This is a genomic window from Streptomyces sp. Je 1-369 (genome assembly GCF_026810505.1).
Lineage (GTDB): Bacteria > Actinomycetota > Actinomycetes > Streptomycetales > Streptomycetaceae > Streptomyces.
The window spans coordinates 1,765,019-1,783,119 of record NZ_CP101750.1; the positions used below are offsets into that span (position 1 = coordinate 1,765,019).

At 70.0% G+C, this 18,101-nt stretch carries 12 protein-coding genes; 3 read left to right on the forward strand and 9 right to left on the reverse strand.

Annotated features, from left to right (window positions below):
* Window positions 1-4 precede the first annotated feature (4 nt).
* Window positions 5-421, reverse strand: coding sequence for a DNA-binding protein (locus NOO62_RS08055; protein ID WP_268770212.1), 417 nt, complete (start codon window positions 419-421; stop codon window positions 5-7).
* A 3-nt stretch (window positions 422-424) separates the two neighbouring features.
* Window positions 425-1,360, reverse strand: a complete 936-nt coding sequence (locus NOO62_RS08060; protein WP_268770213.1) for a LysR family transcriptional regulator — start codon at window positions 1,358-1,360, stop codon at window positions 425-427.
* A gap of 71 nt (window positions 1,361-1,431) precedes the next feature.
* On the opposite strand from NOO62_RS08060, the gene NOO62_RS08065 reads away from it, so the two are divergent.
* Window positions 1,432-2,559 carry a TDT family transporter gene (locus NOO62_RS08065; protein WP_268770214.1) on the forward strand — a complete coding sequence of 376 codons (1,128 nt, stop codon included), beginning with the start codon at window positions 1,432-1,434 and terminating at the stop codon, window positions 2,557-2,559.
* On the opposite strand, the gene NOO62_RS08070 is transcribed toward NOO62_RS08065, so the two are convergent.
* The 5 genes from NOO62_RS08070 to NOO62_RS08090 all read right to left on the reverse strand — a co-directional run bounded on the left by NOO62_RS08070 (window position 2,528) and on the right by NOO62_RS08090 (window position 8,810).
* Window positions 2,528-3,244 carry a helical backbone metal receptor gene (locus NOO62_RS08070; protein ID WP_268775511.1) on the reverse strand — a complete coding sequence of 239 codons (717 nt, stop codon included), beginning with the start codon at window positions 3,242-3,244 and terminating at the stop codon, window positions 2,528-2,530. The two genes, NOO62_RS08065 and NOO62_RS08070, sit on opposite strands and share 32 nt — an antisense overlap.
* Before the next feature lie 22 nt (window positions 3,245-3,266).
* A complete protein-coding gene (locus NOO62_RS08075; RefSeq protein ID WP_268770215.1) occupies window positions 3,267-3,842 on the reverse strand; it encodes a helix-turn-helix domain-containing protein in 576 nt (191 codons plus the stop codon).
* Window positions 3,843-3,947: 105 nt separating this feature from the next.
* The gene (locus NOO62_RS08080; protein ID WP_268770216.1) at window positions 3,948-4,937 is read right to left on the reverse strand and encodes a hypothetical protein; all 990 of its coding nucleotides are present in this window, start codon (window positions 4,935-4,937) and stop codon (window positions 3,948-3,950) included.
* 146 nt (window positions 4,938-5,083) lie between these two features.
* Window positions 5,084-7,693 (reverse strand): ABC transporter permease/substrate binding protein, encoded by a 2,610-nt coding sequence (locus NOO62_RS08085; protein WP_268770217.1) that lies wholly within the window; start codon window positions 7,691-7,693, stop codon window positions 5,084-5,086.
* Window positions 7,686-8,810 carry a quaternary amine ABC transporter ATP-binding protein gene (locus NOO62_RS08090; RefSeq protein ID WP_268770218.1) on the reverse strand — a complete coding sequence of 375 codons (1,125 nt, stop codon included), beginning with the start codon at window positions 8,808-8,810 and terminating at the stop codon, window positions 7,686-7,688. The genes NOO62_RS08085 and NOO62_RS08090 overlap by 8 nt, the downstream gene beginning before the upstream one ends.
* A 263-nt stretch (window positions 8,811-9,073) precedes the next feature.
* On the opposite strand from NOO62_RS08090, the gene NOO62_RS08095 reads away from it, so the two are divergent.
* Together NOO62_RS08095 and NOO62_RS08100 are read left to right on the forward strand one after the other, a co-directional pair.
* On the forward strand, window positions 9,074-10,012 hold the full coding sequence (locus tag NOO62_RS08095) for a 5'-3' exonuclease (RefSeq protein ID WP_268770219.1): 939 nt from the start codon (window positions 9,074-9,076) through the stop codon (window positions 10,010-10,012).
* 63 nt (window positions 10,013-10,075) lie between these two features.
* A complete protein-coding gene (locus NOO62_RS08100) occupies window positions 10,076-10,912 on the forward strand; it encodes a siderophore-interacting protein (RefSeq protein ID WP_268770220.1) in 837 nt (278 codons plus the stop codon).
* 25 nt (window positions 10,913-10,937) lie between these two features.
* On the opposite strand, the gene NOO62_RS08105 is transcribed toward NOO62_RS08100, so the two are convergent.
* A complete protein-coding gene (locus NOO62_RS08105; protein ID WP_268770221.1) occupies window positions 10,938-11,381 on the reverse strand; it encodes a hypothetical protein in 444 nt (147 codons plus the stop codon).
* Window positions 11,382-11,444: 63 nt separating this feature from the next.
* Window positions 11,445-18,062 (reverse strand): RHS repeat-associated core domain-containing protein, encoded by a 6,618-nt coding sequence (locus NOO62_RS08110; RefSeq protein ID WP_268770222.1) that lies wholly within the window; start codon window positions 18,060-18,062, stop codon window positions 11,445-11,447.
* Window positions 18,063-18,101 lie beyond the last annotated feature (39 nt).

Below are 18,101 nucleotides of genomic sequence, written 5' to 3' on the forward strand. Positions count from 1 at the left end.
GCCCCTACTCACCCTCCGCCGCCGTGCGCGGCACCAGGCGCTCGTACCGCTGCCGGGCCGCCTGCGGGGTGCCGAGGCCGAGGCCGAAGGCGATTTCGGGCCAGGTCATGCCGCGGCCGCGGGCCATCTGGAGGAGGCCGACCTCCAGTTCGTCCATTCCGCCGCGGGCCGTCGGCAGCAGGGTGAGGGCGGCGGTGATGTCGGCGTGGTCCACGTCCGGCTCGTCGCCGACGGGTTTCGCGGCGCCGCTGAGCAGGAACGACACGATCCTGACCGCTTCGTGCGGGCCGAGGACGGTGGGGTGGACCTGACGCTTGCGCTGCGCGTCGGCGGCGGCGTGGCGCTCGGCGATGCGCATCAGGGAGGCGTAGGCGCGCCGGGCGCGGGCCCCAGTTCTCCTCGTTTGCTTCGCTTGCTTCACTTGCTACATGCGGGTCAGGGACAGCAGGTCCCTGCCCGGCCCCGCCGGTCGGTGGCCCGTCGGCCACACCGCCCGCAACGCCCTGCGCAGCCGCACCTCCGCCACGGGAATCTCCACCAGCCGCCGGGCCGCCAGCTCCTCGCCCACCGCGAGCTCGCTCAGGACCGACGGACCCGCGCCGCTCACCGCGGACGCCTTCACCGCCGTCGTCGACGACAGCTCGATCAGCGGGCGGGCGAGACCGCCGAGCGCCGCGTCGAGGACCTGGCGCGTGCCCGAGCCCTCCTCGCGCAGGATCAGCGGCGTCGCCGCCAGCTCGTCCGCGCCGAGAGGCTTCCTGCGCCGGGCCCACGGGTGCCCCGGCGCCGTCACGACGACCAGGCGGTCGTGGGCGATGACCACATCGTCGAGTCCGCCCGGCACGGTGAGCCCTTCGACGAAGCCGAGGTCCGCCTCGCCGGCGAGGAGCCGGGACGCGACCGCCGCGGAGTTCCCCGCGAGCAGCGACACCGCCGTGTCCGGACGCTGGGTGCGCAGGGCGATCAGCCAGCCCGGCAGCAGATACTCGGCGATCGTCATGCTCGCCGCCACCCGCAGCCTCGAGTCCCGCCGCACGCGCAGCGCCTGCGCCCCCACGTCGAACGCCTCCGCCGCCTCCACGATCCGGCCCGCCCAGTCCGTGACCAGCGCGCCCGCGTCCGTGAGGCGCGAACCGCGCGGCGAGCGGTCGACGAGGGCCACGCCCAGCTGCCGCTCCATGGCCCGCACCCGGCTGCTGGCGGCGGGCTGGGTGATGCCGAGCTCCCGCGCCGCCCGCCCCAGGCTGCCGAGTCTGGCGACGGCGAGCAGGAGCTGCAGCGCCCCGAGATCGGGCACGCGGTGAGCCAGTGAGGCCTCGGGGGCGGCGGACGGCTCGGGGGACGCAGGGGACGTACTCATAAAACCAGCTTATGCCCCCATAGAACGGTGCTCCCTGGTGGCCGACCCTCACCCTGCACGACTGTGGACACATGGTCACCACCGCACATCCCGCCGCTTCCGCGGGCGCCTCCCCCACGGCCACCGCCACCCGCGTCCTGGCGGTCCGCCACCTCGGACCGAACTGGTACGCCGCCGTCATGGGCACCGCCATCGTCGCCAACGCGGGCGCGACGCTGCCGTACCGGTTCGCGGGACTGCGCACGGGCTGCACGATCGTGTGGGCGCTGTCCTTCGTGATGCTGGCCGTCCTGCTCACCGCCCGCGCCGCGCACTGGATCCACCACCGCGACCAGGCCCGCGCCCACCTCCTGGACCCGGCCGTCGCCCCGTTCTACGGCTGCCTGTCGATGGCGCTGCTCGCGGTCGGCGGCGGCACCCTGCTCGTCGGCGAGGACTGGATCGGCACGGACGCGGCCGTCGCGGTTGACGCGGTGCTGTTCACCGCGGGCACGGTCATCGGGCTCGCAGCCGCCGTCGCCATCCCCTACCTGATGGTGGTCCGGCACCGCATAGCCGCCGACCAGGCCTCCCCCGTGTGGCTGCTGCCCGTGGTGGCCCCCATGGTGTCGGCGGCCGTCGGCCCGCTGCTCATCCCGCACCTGCCGGCGGGCCAGGCACAGCAGACGATGCTGTACGCCTGCTTCGCGATGTTCGGCCTGAGCCTGCTCGCCACCCTCGTGATGCTGCCGGTGATCTTCGCCCGCCTGGTGACCGCGGGCCCGCTGCCCCCGGCCCTCACCCCCACCCTGTTCCTGGTCCTCGGCCCGCTGGGCCAGTCGACGACCGCGACCAACAAGTTCGCCGACTTCGCCCCGCACGTCGTCTCGGCCCCCCTCGACCGGGGCTTCCTCGTCTTCGCCGTCCTGTACGGCGTACCCGTGATGGGCTTCGCCCTGATGTGGCTGGCGCTGGCCGGGGCGATGGTGGTGCGCGCCGGGCGCCGCGGCATGGGGTTCGCGATGACGTGGTGGGCGTTCACCTTCCCCGTCGGCACCTGCGTGACCGGCGCGGAGGGCCTCGGCAAGCACACGGGCCTGGCGGTGTTCGACTGGCTCGCGACCGCCCTGTTCGTGTTCCTCGTGGCGGCCTGGGCGGTGGCCCTCGCCCACACCCTGCGGGGCGTCGTCAGCGGTCGACTGCTTGCAGCGCCGCGCTGAGTACGGCGGGCGCCTCGACCAAGGACGGCCCGTACCAGGTGAGATGGCGGCCCCCGACCAGCGCGACCGGCGTGTCCGGGAACGCCTCGGGGCCGTCGTCGCGCGTGAAGCGGTACGGCTCGTCCGGGAGCACCACCAGGTCGAGGTCCGCCGACGTCAGCTCCTCGACCGGCACGCGCGGGTACCGCTCGGTGTGGTCCGCGTACGCGTTGTCGACGCCGAGGCGCGCGAGGACGTCCCCCGCGAAGGTGTCGCGGCCCAGGACCATCCACGGTCGGCGCCAGATGGGGACAGCCGCCCGCAGCCGGGCGGCAGGGCGCGGGACCTCCCGCCACGCCGCCTCGGCCTCGTCCAGCCACCGCGGACGTCCCGCCCCACACGCCGCGAGGACTCGCGCCAGCTCCCGGAAGGCCTGCTCCAGCGTGCGCACCTCGGTGACGAGGACCTCGATGCCCGCCGCGCGGAGCGCCGCCAGGTCGGGGGCCCGGTTCTCCTCCTCGTTGGCGACGACGAGGTCGGGCGCGAGGGCGACGACGCGCGCCACGTCGGGGTTCTTGGTCCCGCCCACCCGCGTGACGTCGAGGCCCGCCGGGTGGCTGCACCAGTCGGTCGCCCCGACCAGCGCGCCGGGCACGGTGACGGCGACCGCCTCGGTCAGCGAGGGCACCAGCGAGACGACCCGCAGCGGGCCACGCGCGCGCGACACGTCAGCGCCCCTTGTCGTCCACGGCCTCGATGTGGTCCCCCACTGCGACCACCAGGACCCGGGTGTCCGGCACGGTGGCCCGCCAGCGGTGCCGCACCCCGCCCGTGAGGAACAGCGCGTCGCCGCGCCCGAGGCGGTAGGCCCGGCCCTCGGCCTCCATCTCCACGGCGCCCTCGACGACGTACATCAGCTCGTCGTTGCGGTGCTGGAACTCGCGTCCCTCGTCGTGGTCGCCGATGAATTCCAGGGCGTGCAGTTGGTGGTGGCCGCGGGTCAGCTCGCGTACGCGCGTGTCGGGAGTGGAGCCGTCCAGGTCCGTTTCGTCGCCCGCGCGCACCACCTCGACGGTGCGGGCCGGGTCGGCGGCGGCCAGGAGCTCCACGTCGGTGGTGCACAGGGCGTCGGCGACGCGTTGCAGCGAGCGCATGCTGGGCCGGGCCCGCTCGTTCTCGATCTGGCTGAGGAAGGGCACGGAGAGACCACTGCGCTCGGCGACGACCGCGAGGGTGAGCTCCAGCTGCCTGCGGCGTCGCCGCACGGCCGAGCCCACCCGGAGCGTCTCCTTGTGCTCGTCCATCGCCTCGACTCCCTTCAGCGCGTCGGCCCGCTCTCAACCCTGAGGGGTTCTCTGCACCCTACGCATGTTCGCCAAACGGTTTTGCCCCGTTGCCGAGACCGCCTTCTACAGCTCGTGCCAGTAGAGCAGTTGCCCGGACTCGCCGGGGGCGGAACCCTCGGCCGGCACGAACACGCTGACGAGCAGGGCGGGTTGGCCCCGCGGGCCGGTGAGGAGGGTCGCCGAGGGGTTGGCGAATGCGTGGCTGCCGCCGTGCGTCCGGATGTCGAGGCGGTCCGCGCGGCCACTTGAGGGGTCGTACGCGTACGTGCCCCAGCTGCCGAAGTCGCCGCGCCGCCCCTGGCCCTCGACGAGGACCACGCGCTCCCCGCCGAGCCGCACGGGTGACCGGTCGCCGATGTTGCCGCCGTTGCCCCAGGCGTGCACGGCACGGTCCAGGCGGCGGTCCGGCTCGGCATGCCAGTGCCGGAAGCCGGTGAGGGTGGCGCGCAGCTGGCGGTCGGTGTCGCAGCCCGCGCGGTAGTGCCCGGTGAGGTGGATGGTGGCGCCGCGCACGGCGCTGATGCTGGGGGTGCCCTCGGCGCAGCGGGAGAGGGTCAGCGGGGCGTCGAAGGCGCGGTGGGCGTGCCCGTCGAGGAGCGCGGTCGGGTTCGCGTACGCGCGTACGGCGATGTGGTTGCGGGGGTCCTTCTCGTACGCGAGGACGTATCCCCCGCGGCCGTCGGAGGCGAGGGAGGCCTGGTGGGTGCCGGGGCCGAAGTCGTGACGGCGGTGCCAGTGGCGCAGGTCGGTGGAGGTGGCGACGGCCGCGTGGAAGCGTCCGTCGGGCAGGAGCGTGTGGTACACGGCGAGGTAGGTGCCGTCCTGGGCCTGGGCGATCTGCGCGGCGTCCATGGTGCGGCCGGTGTGGTCGCGTGCGTCGTAGCGGTGGCCGTCGGCGGCGGTCACGTCCTCGGCGAGTGCGGCGAGGCGGGCGGTGCCCGCGGAGGCGGGGGCGGCGTCGGCCCGCGCGAGCTGCGCGACGAGCAGGGCGGCGGCCAGGGCCAGGGCGGCGGCCGCGGCGAAGAGCGCGGTCCTGGGCTGCCTTGCGGTCACGGGCGGGTTCTCACGTTCAGGTGTTCGAGATTGTGGGACGGGGCCCGGTCGAGCGTAGGGACTCGGCGGTCCCGCGGGAACGCCGGAGGGGGTGGGCTTCGCCACAGGGCGAGGCCCACCCCCCAGGAGTGGCGACGACGTTTCGGCTACTTGACCGCCGTCATCTTCTCCTCGAAGCCCGGGTTCTTCTTCAGCCAGGCGTCGACGGCATCGGGCTCGTTGTTCTTGCCCGCCTTGTTGATCTCGTTCTCCAGACTCGCCAGTTCCTTCTCGCTCATCTTGAAGTTCTTGAGCCACTTCGTGAGCTGCGGGTACTGGTTCGGGAAGTCCTTGCTGGAGAGCGACCGGATCGTGTTGCCCTTGCCGAAGCCACCCTTGGGGTCCTCCAGCTTGGTCAGGTCGTACTCGCTGTACGCCCAGTGCGGCGACCAGAGCAGAACCGCGATCGGCTCCTTCTTCGCGTACGCCGTCTTCAGCTCGGAGAGCATCGCGGGGGTCGAGCCCGCGGCGATCTCGTACTCGTCCTCGAGGCCGTAACCCGGCAGGACCTTGTCCTTGAGGGCCTGCATCACGCCGGTGCCCGGCTCGATGCCGATGATCTTGCCCTTGAACTTGTCGCCCTTGCCCTTGAGGTCCTCGAGCGACTTCACGTCCTTGACGTAGGACGGGACGGCGACCTCCAGGGAGGTCGGGCTGTACCAGGAACCGAGGTCCTTCAGGTTCGCCTTGTTCTTGTCCCAGTACGTCTTCTGCGCGGTGGGCAGCCAGGCGTCCAGGTTCAGGTCGATGTCACCCTGCGCGAGACCGGTGTAGGCGGGGCCCACGTCGGCCGGCGTCAGCTCCATCTTGTAGCCGCGCTTCTCCAGGACGCGCTTCCACAGGTTGGTGACGGCGACGTTCTCGTCCCAGGCGAAGTACGCGGCCTTCAGCGGACGCTTCTTCTCCTCGCCGCCGGAGTTCTTCGGCAGCGGGGCGAGCTTGTCGACGACCTTCGGGTTCTTCTTCAGCCAGGTGCGCACGGCGTCCTGCTGCTTGCCCTTGCCCGCCTGGTTGATCTCCGCTTCAAGGCTGGTGAGCTGCTTCTCCTCCATCTTGAAGTTCTTCAGCCACTTGGCGACCTGCGGGTTCTCCTCGGAGAAACCCTTACGTGCCAGCGAGTGCACGCCGTCGCCCTTGCCCCAGGCACCCTTCGGGTCCTTGAGCTTCTTCAGGTCGAAGTCGTTGTACGCCCAGTGCGGCGACCACAGCGGGACGACGATCGGCTCCTTCTTCCCGTACGCCGCCTTCAGCTCGGACAGCATCGCGGTGGTGGAGCCGTCGACGACCTTGTACTCCTTGTCGAGGCCGTACTCCTTGAGGACCTTGCTCTTCAGGAGCTGCATCTCACCGGCGCTCGGCTCGATGCCGGTGATCTTCCCGTCGAACGTGCCGCCCTTGCCCTTGAGGTCGGCGAGCGAGTTCACGTCCTTCATGTACGACGGGACGGTCAGCTCCAGGGACGTCCGGTCGTACCAGGCGCCGAGGTCCTCCAGCTGCTTGCCGTACTTCTTCATGTACGTGGCGTGCGTCGTCGGCAGCCACGAGTCGGTCTGGAAGTCGACGTCGCCCTGGGCGAGCGAGGTGTAGAGCGGCCCCGCGTCCAGGAGGCTGGCGTTCACCTTGAAGCCGCGCTGCTCCAGGATCTCCTTCCAGAGGAAGGTGGAGGCGATGCCCTCGTCCCAGTTGATGTAGCCGATGTTGATTTCCTTGCCCTGGCCGACGTTGTCGGAGTCGGCCACGGGCTCGGACTTGGTGCCGCCGAAGATGCTCATGCCGCCCGCGACGAGCGCGAGGACGACGACGCCGACCATCGCGACGACGGGCCGGGGGCGGTAGTTCCAGATGTTCAGGCCCTGCGCGGCCCGCAGCTTGGCGAGCGCACGCCGGCCGAGCGGCGAGACCTGGCCGCCCAGACCGCTGGTGACGCGGTCCAGGTAGATGGCGAGGATGACGATGGAGACGCCCGCCTCGGCGCCGAGACCGACGTCGAGCTGGCCGATGGCCGCGTTGACGTCCGCGCCGAGACCCGGGGTGCCGACCATGCCGGTCAGCGCCGCCATGGAGAGGCCGAGCATGATGACCTGGTTGACACCGGCCATGATCGTCGGCAGCGCGAGCGGCAGCTGGACCCGGAACAGGGTGTTGCGGGGCGTGGTGCCGAACGCGTCGGCGGCCTCGACCAGCTCCTTGTCGACCTGCCGGATGCCGAGCTCCGTCATGCGCACGCCGGGGGCGAGCGCGAAGACGATCGTGGCGACGATGCCCGCGGGGGCGCCCATGCGGAAGAAGAGCAGCGCCGGGATGAGGTAGATCATCGCGGGCAGCGTCTGCATGAAGTCCAGGATGGGGCGGACGACGCCGCTGACCGTCTTGGAGCGGGCCGCCCAGATGCCCACGGGCACGGCGATGACCAGCGCCACGAAGGTCGAGACGAGCACCAGGGCCAGCGTCATCATCGCGTTGTCCCACAGCTCCAGGGACACGATGAAGGCGAAGCCGACGAAGGCGAGGACGCCGCCGAGCAGGCCGCGCAGCCAGAACGCGATGACGGCGAGGATGCCCGCCATCAGCAGCGGCTCGGGTCCCGAGAGGACGTCGAAGACGCCGTCCCACATGTTCTGGAAGATCGTCTTGATGAACGAGAACAGCCAGTCCATGTGGGTTCTGAGCCACTCGACCGAGTCATTGACCCAGTCGCCGAAAGGAATCCTAGGCACCGCTGCTCACCTTGCCCGCGTTCTTGTCGCCCTTGTCCTGGGCGTCGCCCTCGTCCTGGGCGGGTATGGAAGTCGGCACGGCGTCTGCCGGTTCCTTCATCGGCTCGCCGAGCACGGCGAGCAGCCTGGCCCGCGGCACGACGCCGACGAGCTCGCCGTCGGCGTCGGTCACGGCGACCGGTACCTCGCTGGTGGAGCAGGGCGTGAACAGCTCGATGATCGGAGTGTCCTCGGCGACCGTCGCGGGCGCGGCGGCCGCCACGAAGCCCTCGTCGGGCTCGGCCATGATCGCGCCCGCCGTGAGCACCCGGGAACGGTCGACGTCCTGCGTGAACGCGGCGACGTAGTCGTTGGCCGGGGTGACCAGGATGTCCTCGGAGTTGCCGATCTGGACGATGCGGCCGTCGCGCATGACGGCGATCTGGTCGCCCAGGCGCATGGCCTCGTTGAGGTCGTGGGTGATGAAGACGATGGTCTTCTTCAGCCGCTTCTGCAGTACGAGGAGCTGGTCCTGCATGTCGCGCCGGATCAGCGGGTCGAGCGCGCTGAACGACTCGTCCATGAGGAGCAGGTCGGCGTCGGTGGCGAGCGCGCGGGCGAGGCCCACGCGCTGCTGCATGCCGCCGGACAGCTCGTCGGGCCAGGACTTCTCCCAGCCCTTGAGGCCCGCGAGCTCCAGCGCCTCGGTGGCGCGCTTCTCGCGCTCGGCGCGGGGCACGCCCTGCACCTCGAGGCCGTAACCGGCGTTCTCCAGGACGCTGCGGTGCGGGAAGAGCGCGAAGTGCTGGAAGACCATGCTGATCTTCTTGGAGCGCACCTCCCGCATCTCGCGCGCGCTCAGCTCGGTCAGGTCCTGACCGTCGAAGCGGACATGACCGGCCGTCGGCTCCGACAGTCCGTTGAGCATGCGCAACAACGTGGACTTGCCGGATCCGGAGAGACCCATGACGACGAAGATCTGGCCCGGCTCGACCTCGAAGGACGCGTCGATCACGGCAGCGGTGGTGCCGTTGGCGCGCAGCTCCTCTCGGTCGGCTCCGTGGCGGAGTTGCTCCACCGCGTCATCGGGTCGTCTGCCGAACACTTTGTACAAGTGCTCGGCCTGCAGCCTGGACACATACACCTCTCGGGTCGAACCAAGACGGCCCGCCTCCCCCGCCGGCGGGCCGTGAGCGGCACGGGGTCTGCCCGCTTACCGATCGAAAAGTTGAATATGCGACCGGGTCCGCTCCGGGTGCGCACCTGCCCACGCTTATGCAGGCCAAACCGATGAGTGGCCCACGTCACATCCGTTGCGCTGTCGGCACGGTGTGGCGCGATGCGCAACGCGGCCACACCTTCGTACGCAGCACGTTCGCACTGTCAGTGCCGTGCGGCATGATGCGCGATGTGACTCAGCGAACACGACGGCTCATGCTTCTCGACACGGCTTCCCTCTACTTCAGGGCGTACTTCGGGGTCCCGGAGTCCGTGAAGGCCCCGGACGGCACTCCGGTGAACGCCGTCCGCGGGCTCCTCGACTTCATCACGCGCCTCGTCCAGGACCACCGCCCGGACGACCTGGTCGCCTGCATGGACGCCGACTGGCGCCCGCAGTGGCGTGTCGAGCTCATCCCCTCCTACAAGGCGCACCGCGTCGCCGAGGAGGTCGAGCAGGGCGCGGACGCCGAGGAGATCCCGGACACGCTCTCGCCTCAGGTGCCGGTCATCGAGGAGGTCCTCGACGCGCTCGGCATCGCACGCGTGGGCGTGGCGGCGTACGAGGCGGACGACGTGATCGGCACGTTCACGGCGCGCGCCACCGGCCCCGTCGACATCGTCACGGGCGACCGCGACCTCTACCAGCTGGTGGACGACAGGCGCGGCGTCCGCGTCCTCTATCCCCTCAAGGGCGTCGGCACCCTCCAGACGACGGACGAGGCGTGGCTGCGCGAGAAGTACGGCGTGGACGGCCCGGGCTACGTCGACCTGGCGCTGCTGCGCGGCGACCCGAGCGACGGCCTGCCGGGCGTCCCCGGCATCGGCGAGAAGACGGCGGCCAAGCTCCTGGACGCGTTCGGCGACCTGGCGGGGATCATGGCCGCGGTCGACGACCCGAAGTCGAAGCTCACCCCGTCGCAGCGCAGGCGGCTCGACGAGTCGCGCGCGTACGTGGCGGTCGCGCCGAAGGTCGTACGAGTGGCGGACGACGTCCCCCTGCCGGATGTGGACGTCGCGCTTCCGCACACCCCCCGCGATCCCGCCGCACTGGACGAGCTGGCGGCCCGCTGGGGCCTGGGCGGCTCGCTGCAACGCCTGCTCTCCACCCTCACCCTCTGAGGTGTTAGCTTAGGTAAACCTAAGTACTTGTGGATCAGTTGTGGATCAGGGGAGGCCGTCGCCATGGCAGAACGTCCGGCACGCAAAGCACCGAAGGCCCATGTCGCGCAGGTCGTCCGCACGGAGCGGCTGACCCCGCACATGCAGCGGGTGGTCCTCGGCGGCGAGGGCCTCGCCGAGTTCACCACCGCCGGGTGCACCGATCACTATGTGAAGCTGCTCTTCGACGCGGAGGGCGTCACCTATCCCGAGCCCTTCGACATGCAGCGCATCCGCGAGGAGTTCCCGCGCGACCAGTGGCCGGTCACCCGCACCTACACGGTCCGTTCCTGGGACCCCGAGGCCCGCGAGCTCGCCCTCGACTTCGTGATCCACGGCGACGAGGGCCTCGCCGGGCCGTGGGCCCGCGACGTCCAGCCCGGCGCCACGGTGCGCTTCCTGGGCCCGGGCGGCGCGTACGCCCCGGGTGCGGACGCCGACTGGCACCTGCTCGCCGGTGACGAGAGCGCCCTGCCCGCCATCGCCGCGGCGGCCGAGGCACTTCCCCCGGGCGCCGTCGCGCGCATCTTCGTCGAGGTCGAGGGCCCCGAGGAGGAGCAGAAGATCGCGACGGACGCCGAGGTCGTCTGGCTGCACCGCGGCGACCGCCCGGTCGGCGAGCTCCTCATCGAGGCCGTCCGCTCCCTGGAGTTCCCGGCAGGCGAGCTGCAGGCCTTCGTGCACGGCGAGGCGGGCTTCGTGAAGGAGCTGCGCCGCTACCTGCGCATCGAGCACGAGATCCCCCGCGAGCGCCTCTCCATCTCCGGCTACTGGCGCCTCGGCCACAACGAGGACGGCTGGCAGGCCTCCAAGCGGGAGTGGAACGCGCAGGTGGAGGCGGAGCAGGAGAAGGCGGCCTGACGGCACCGGCCCGCGACGCGCCCTGTCAGCCCTTGCGGGAGAACTTCACGTCGAGACCGCACAGGGCGTCCGGGTCGTCGGAGGCGCAGAGCGTGTCGCCGCCGTCGACCGCGACCAGGTCGATCAGACACTCCCCCTGCGGCACACCGTTGAACGACAGGCCGAGCCGGGTCCCCGACTGCGCCTTCTCCGAGACCTCGGTCATCGATTCACCCTTGTAGACGTAGAAACCCCACGTCCCGGACGCGGCGCCTGCCGGGCAGTCATTATCCGAAAAAGCATCAGATTTCAGACCGGACGCCGTGAAAGTCCGATCGGTGGAGATGGCGATCCTCCCACCGGCCGACTCAACCCATTCCCCGGCGACGTCATCCATTTTGACCTTCACCGATTTGTCACCATAGCCGCACGAGGAGACAACGAGCAAGGCTGCCAATACCAGCGGTAGACCGAATCTCAATTTGCTCACCCTCGCATAATAGCAGCAGGGCTGCGGGGTCACATTCAAGAGCCCCACAGCCCTGCCCGAGCACTATTCCAGCCACTCCGAGTAGCTCACGCACCCGCCGAGCGGCCATTTCTCTTCCCACCCGAATTGCTCGGTCACGAGCGCTCCGCGACCGCCCTTGTATACAGGGTTCCAGGACCTCGGAAGCACATGGGTGGCCGAGTTCCAGTCCGAGAGATTCGTAGCAGTGAACCGGAGCGTAACCGTTCCCTTTCTCTTGTCGACTGCCTTGATGCGCGCCGTGCCGCTGTAGCTGCCCAGGAAGGCATCGGCAGAATTAGAGGTCCCTATGGCACCGTTGGTCAAGGTCCCCGCAATATCGCTGGCAGCTCCGCGAAGGGAGTTGAACTTCCAGAAAGAGCTGCCTGGATCAGGACCGACGTCCTTGTAGGAAAACCTTTCGCCCTTTTCGTCGGCGCCCTTCGCCTCCATCCCCTTCTCCCGGGCCTGCCCCAGCAATTCCGCACGCTTCTTGGCAATAGTGCCGTCACGAGCCAGAATGGCGGTAAAGGCGTCGCCTCCGTGGAAGTACTGATTCGACTTGAGCGGCCACCCGCCTCCCCAGACCCATCCGAAGAAGAGCTGTCGGGAGGAGGTCCAGCCGTTCTGCGCCTTGGGGTCCTGGACGATTCCCCACTCCGGAACGGACGCGAGGACTTCGTCCAGCGCCTTACCCCCTCGGACCAGGAACGGGTAGTCCCAGGACTTGGTGATGAGGTTGTAGGTCGCCCCGGGCTTCCACCCGTTGTTGATGCTTCCGGCCCATCCCCAGTTGTTGGTCGGCGCCGTACCGCCGGTGTACCCCGTGCCGCCGAAACCGCCGCCACCGCCACCACCGCCACCGAGCATGCCCATGACGTTCTGCACGAAGCTGCCCACGGCGGCGAGGCCGCCGATGACCATGCCGAAGAGGCCACCGATGTCCAGGCCCGTGGGGTCGCTGAACGTCGCCGGGTTGTTGTTGCCGTAGGTGTAGCCGTTGAGGGACTGGGCCTTCTCCGGGTCGATGACCGGGTCCACGCTGAGGAACCGGCCGATGACCGGGTCGTACTCCCGGGCGCCGACGTGCGTGAGGCCCGTCTCCTGGTCGGTCGGCTTCCCGAGGAAGCCCTTGTCGTCCGGCCACTCCGCGGGCTTCGCTCCGCGCGGCGCCCCGAAGGGCGTGGTCTGCCGCTTGGTGAACGCCATGGTCGTCGCGTCGATCACGAGGCTCGACGTGCCGTGGTGGTCGCCGACGAGGAAGGCCAGCTTGCTGCCGGACGTCCCCGCGGTCGCGGTGCGGACCGCGACGGTCTGGTCCCCGGCCGTGTAATAGCGGGTCCCGGACAGGGACGCCTTGCCGCCACTGGCCGACTTCACGCGCACCTCGATCGCGCCGAGGTACATCACCGTCTCGCCGTCGCCGGACGTGGCACGGCGGATCAGCAGGTCTCCACCGGCGTCGTAGAGGTACTCGGTCTTCTTGGCTCCCTTGTCACCGGCGGCGGGCTCACTGACGCTCTGCAGGCTGCCTTCCGCGTTCCAGGTCAGCGTCTGCTCCGCCTGCGTGCCGGGGCGGGTCCTGGTGGTGCCGTCGGCGTAGTAGGAGTAGGACTTCGTCTTGCCGCCCGACTCCGTCCTGGCCAGCGCGTGCGGCTGCCCGGTCTCCGTTCCGTAGCGGTAGTCGGTGACGGTGTTGCCTGCGGACGCGTGGTCGGTCTGCTGGGTGCGCAGCCCGGCGTCGTCGTACTGGTAGCTCGTCCAGTACGGCGCGGCCCCGCCTAGGTTGCCGACCGTGCGGCCGGTGGTGGCGCAGTCCGCAGTCTTCGGCGTCCAGGCCTCGGTCAGGCGGCGCTGGCCGTCGTAGTCGAAGCACTGGTAGTCGGCCTGGCCGGTGCCGCCCAGGGTCGTCGCGTCGAAGACCGACGTCATGTTGCCCGCGTCGTCCTGGTGGTACTTGAGGTCCTGCAGCATGTAGCCGTGCACGTCGTCGGTGACGTACGACCGGGTGAGGCGTCGCGTGCCGTCCTCGTACTCGTTGGTGACATAGGCCTTCTTCGCGGTGGCGTCGGTGCCCAAGGTCAGCTGGCTCTTGTCACCGACCGGTGAGTAGGCGGCGTCCTGGAGGTAGCCGGTGGCGCCCTTGGCCGTGCGGATCCGGCCCAGGGCGTCGTAGCCGTACGACACCGTCTCGGCGGCGAGCCCGGCGACCGCGGGGGCGGTGCTCTGCTTGACCGTGCCGTCGAGGTTGTAGCCGGTGGAGAAGGACAGCGTCTTGGGCACGCCGGCCGTCACGAGCGGGTCGCCGTCCGGCAGGATGATCTGTTTGCCGGTGACCTTGTAGAGACTGTCGTACGAGGTGACCTTCTGGATGTACGCCTTGCCGCTCAGGCCGCCGTCATAGCGGACGGCGGTGTCCTGCTGCCCCTTGGCGAGGCTGTCGAAGGTCCAGGCGGCAAGCTTGTTGGCGTCGGTCTTGGAGTTCTGCCACACGGCGGTCTTGCGGTTGAGTTCGTCGTACCCGACGAGCAGGGACTTGCCGGTGTTGTCGGTGGTCCGCACCGGCTGGTCCAGGTCGTTGTACTCCGTGGAGTTGCCGCCCTTGTCCGGGTCGTCCGCGTGGACCTGACGGCCGAAGAGGTCGTAGGTGTAGGTCCACGCGGCGTCCTTGCCCGGCCCGGTGACGGACTTCTGCAGGCCGCGAGGCGTGTAGCCGAACGTCGTGGTGGTGTACTCGGTGCCGGTCGCCTTGGGGCCCGAGTACTCGCGCCGCTCCGTGGTCTGGCCGAGGGCGTCGGTCACGACCGCGGCCGCCTGGCCGCCGGCCGGGGCGCCGGTGATCACGGTGTCGCCCTGGTAGACGGTCTCGGTCGACCAGCGCGCGACTCCCCTGTTCTTCGTCGTGGTCTTGATCGCGCGGGCCGCGCCGTCGAAGACGGTGTCCGTCTGGGTGGGTGCCTGGCCTCCGTCGATCTGGGCGAGCACGCCGGACGGCGCGTTCTTGGCGTCCCAGATGTCGGACTCGGCGGTGACCGCGAGACCGCGGTCGTCGTACAGCGTCTCCGCGATGACGCGTCCACCGGAAGCGGACGGCGCCTGCACCTGACGGGTCCTCAACTGTGAGTCGAAGATTTCGTAGGTGGTGGTGTAGCCGGAACCGTCGGCCTGGAGGGTGCCGCTCGACACCCAGGGAAGGGCGGCGGCGGTGATGCTGTAGCCGTACACGTAGTTGGGTGTCTTGCCGAGCGACTTGGACCGGTTGGGCAGCCAGACCTTGAGGATGCGCCCGAGGCTGTCGTACTCGCTCTCGGTGGCCTTGCCGTTGGGGTCGGTGACCTTCAGGTCGACGCCGAGTCCGAAGTCCTTGGCCGTGGTGGTCTTGAACCCCTTGGCGTTCGTGACGGTGGTCCCGGTCAGCGGGCCCGTCGTGGCCGGGGTGTAGCCCGTGCTGGTGACGGTGTCGTCGTGGGTGTCCCGCTCCACGGTGGGGCGGCCGAGCACGTCGTACTTGACGGTTCCCGACTGCTGCCAGACGGGGGCGTTGTCGCTGCCGTATCCCTTGGCGCGGCCCTTCCACTGCGCTTCGCCCTTGGTGGGCTTCTGCGCGGCGGACCAAGTGGTCGTGTCGTAGGCCGTGGCCTCGTCCGAGATCACGTCACCGGAGCGTGTGGAGTCGGCCGGCAGGTCCAGCTCGGCGTCCGTGACGGAGCAGGGCTTCGCGACGGAACGTGTGCGTGACGTGGCCGAGTTGATGCCCGCCTCGCTGTTGCGCGCGTACCAGGTGCGCGTGCACTTCTCGTCGCCCTTGACCGCGTCGTCGCCGGTGTCCTCGACCGTTTCGGGCATGCCGTAGTCGTCGTAGGTCGTCTTCGTGGTGCGGACCCGGTCGACGGGGGTCAGCTTGCTCGTGACGTTGGTGCGGGCGTGGGACGCCGCGGTGCGGACGAAGTACGCCTCCGTGTCGGCGTACGACTTGTGCTGCGTGCCGGTCCGCTTCGACCAGGGGTCGTTGACCGTGCCGGAGACCTCGGTGGCCCCGTCGTAAGACACCGTTTCCCGGGTGAAGCCCGCGTACTGATCGGAGTCGGTGATCTTCGGAGCCTTGACGCCGGTGACGTCGGCGCTCTTGCGCTTGTCGGCGTCAGGGGTCTTTCCGTCGGTCCCGAGGACCCGGTCCCCGTTCATGCCGCGCAGGAAGACCGACACCTCCTTGGACTGGGTGCCGCCGGGCGAGCCCGTGAGGTGCGTGACCTTCTCGTAGCCGCGCCAGATCGACCAGGTGCGCTCCTTGGCCGGAGTCATCGGGTCGTCGTTGTAGTGCCAGGCACCGCCGCCGGAGTACGTGTAGATGTGCTGCACGGCCTCGGAGCCGCCGCGCGGGTCGGTCGTCTGGACGCCGCTGACCGGGTACTTCTGGAACCAGTCGAGGATCGGTGTGAGCTCGCCGTTCGGGGACCAGTACACCGGATAGCACCGCTTGGTGTTCTCGTCCGCCTTGGGCATGGTCTGCCCGGCCGCGCAGTCGGCGGCGAGGTAGTCCACGATGGTCTGGGCGCCCGTCTCCGAAGTGATCGTCTTCAGGCGCGGCCGGTTGAACGGCAGGATGTCGTCCGAAGGACCGTCGACCCGGTTGGGCCGGTACACATGGTCGAACTTGACCGGGTCCAGGGAGAGGTCGGCCCCTCGCTTGCCGGTGTGCTCGATCTCGTCCAGCCACAGCGACTGGTCGGTGGAGTCACCGGTGTCCCCGGGGTCGAGGTAACGCTGCTTGAGGGACCAGGAGTCCACCGGCGCGTAGCCGGGCGTGGCCGCGCCCGCGTCCCACGCGGAGGTGGTGACGCCCGTCAGCCGCTTACGGGAGAAGAACGTGGGGCTGAGGTTGTACGTGCACTTGTCGCCGTCCTTGCAGAGGCTGTCGAACGGCACGTCGGGCCAGTTGTCCCTGGTGTCCTTCGTCAGCGAGTCGCACCCGCTGCCCGAGGCGACGCACCGCTCGGCATGGGTGAACACGACCTTGTCGGAGGCGGCAGGCGTCGCGGAGAAGAGGGCACCGGCGCGCTGGCCGTAGCGGATCTCCTTGAGGTATCCGCCGCGAACGTAGTCGGTACCGGTGTTGTCGTCGCCGAGCTTGTCGTAGTTGTTGTGCTCGGCCTCGTACCAGTAGCTCATCGCGTTGCCGTGGGTGTCCTCCACGTAGTCGAGGTTCCACCGCCACGCCTGCTTCTTGTCGCGGCCGGAGAACGTGGTGCCGTCCTCGTATCCGGGTTCGCCGGAGTCGTCGCCGAAGACGGGCACGGTCCACGTGGACTCGGTGCGGTCGGCGGCCGCCGCGCCGTCGAGCTTGTTCAGGCCGAAGACGTACTTCGTGCCGTCGCCGGTGACGACGGTCCAGTGCTCGCCGTTGTCGTCACCGTTCTCCGCGCCCGTGGAGTGCGTGACGACGGAGGCGTCGTCGTTCTTGAGCCGCCACTTGCCGTCGGTGTCGTCCTTGACCAGCTCGGTGGCCTTGCCGTTGAGCACGAGCGAGGCGTTGTCGTACTTCCAGCACAGGTCGTACTTCTTGTCCTGGCCGTCGTCGTTGCACGAGCCGTACTTGCGCTCGACGAAGGACTCTGTGAGGTCGAAGCCCTCACCCACCTGCGTGCCCTGGTTGTTGGTGGTGGCCGTACGGCCGTCGACGCTGGAGGAGTTGTAGGAGATGTCCAGGGTGGGCTTGGGCCCGGCGGCGGGCGCCGGCGGCTTCAGCGGGTACGACCAGGTGAAGGTGCCCGCGCTGCCGCCCGCCTCCCAGGTGGACGAGGCGGTCAGCGGGGTCGCCTTGAAGTCGCCGCCACCCGACTGCGTACCGGCCGAGACCGCGAGGAGCAGCGTCCTTCCGGTGCCGGAACGCGCGCTCGTGGCCGCGCCCTTGGCCGCCGGGGCGGTGGCCGGGAAGTCCAGCTGGGCGGCGAGGCGCTGGTCGCCGCGCTCGTTCACGGATGGCAGGGGCTCCGCCTTGTGGCACTTGGCCGCCTCGGGCGAGCGCAGCGCACAGTCGGAGACGCGGGCGACCTGCAGTCGGCCTGCCCAGTCACCGCCGTAGGCCGTGGCGAACTTCGCGTACTGGATGCCGAGTTCGGCCTTGCCGCCGGTCGCGGGGCCCGTCACCTTCAGCGCGACGCCCTTGATCCCGAGCTCGGCCGTCTCCTGCCGACTGAGGACGTTCACCTCGACCTGGTCGGCGACCCGGCCGTGCTTCTTGCCCTTGCCCATGCCCTTGCCCTGCTTCGGCGGTGCGAGGGTCACCGGCAGTGCTCCCGGCGCGGCCTCGGCCGTTCCTGCGTCGGGCAGCTTCAGGGTCGCCGCCCCGCGCTTCGGCCAGGCGACGGTCCGTCGCGCGTCGGCGTGGGCACGCCGCACGGCGTCCCGATCCGCCTGCGCCGCCTCCGCCATCCTGGCTGCCGTCTTCTTGTCCGTCTTCGCCTTGAAGGGCGACACGTCGTCGGCCGCGACCGTCTTCAGGTCGGGGCGGCCCAGCGGATCGGGGCGCGCCCCGTAGGCGCTGGTGCTCAGCAGCCCCGGAAGCAGCGAGAATCCGGCGATGACCGCCACTCGGCGGAGCCTGCGCTCTCGCGCGGCTCTGGTGCGGCCCGGCACATGCCGGACCAACGCTGTTCGTCTCATTGGTGTCCCTCTGCGGCCCGCGCCGGGACGGCGACGTCC

Excerpts from the sequence above, each read along its gene's own strand:
- NOO62_RS08060 (WP_268770213.1), bottom strand. The coding sequence starts at position 1,360 with ATGAGTACGTCCCCTGCGTCCCCCGAGCCGTCCGCCGCCCCCGAGGCC.
- NOO62_RS08065 (WP_268770214.1), top strand. The coding sequence starts at position 1,432 with ATGGTCACCACCGCACATCCCGCCGCTTCCGCGGGCGCCTCCCCCACG.
- NOO62_RS08075 (WP_268770215.1), bottom strand. The coding sequence starts at position 3,842 with ATGGACGAGCACAAGGAGACGCTCCGGGTGGGCTCGGCCGTGCGGCGA.
- NOO62_RS08095 (WP_268770219.1), top strand. The coding sequence starts at position 9,074 with ATGCGCGATGTGACTCAGCGAACACGACGGCTCATGCTTCTCGACACG.
- NOO62_RS08100 (WP_268770220.1), top strand. The coding sequence starts at position 10,076 with ATGGCAGAACGTCCGGCACGCAAAGCACCGAAGGCCCATGTCGCGCAG.
- NOO62_RS08110 (WP_268770222.1), bottom strand. The coding sequence starts at position 18,062 with ATGAGACGAACAGCGTTGGTCCGGCATGTGCCGGGCCGCACCAGAGCC.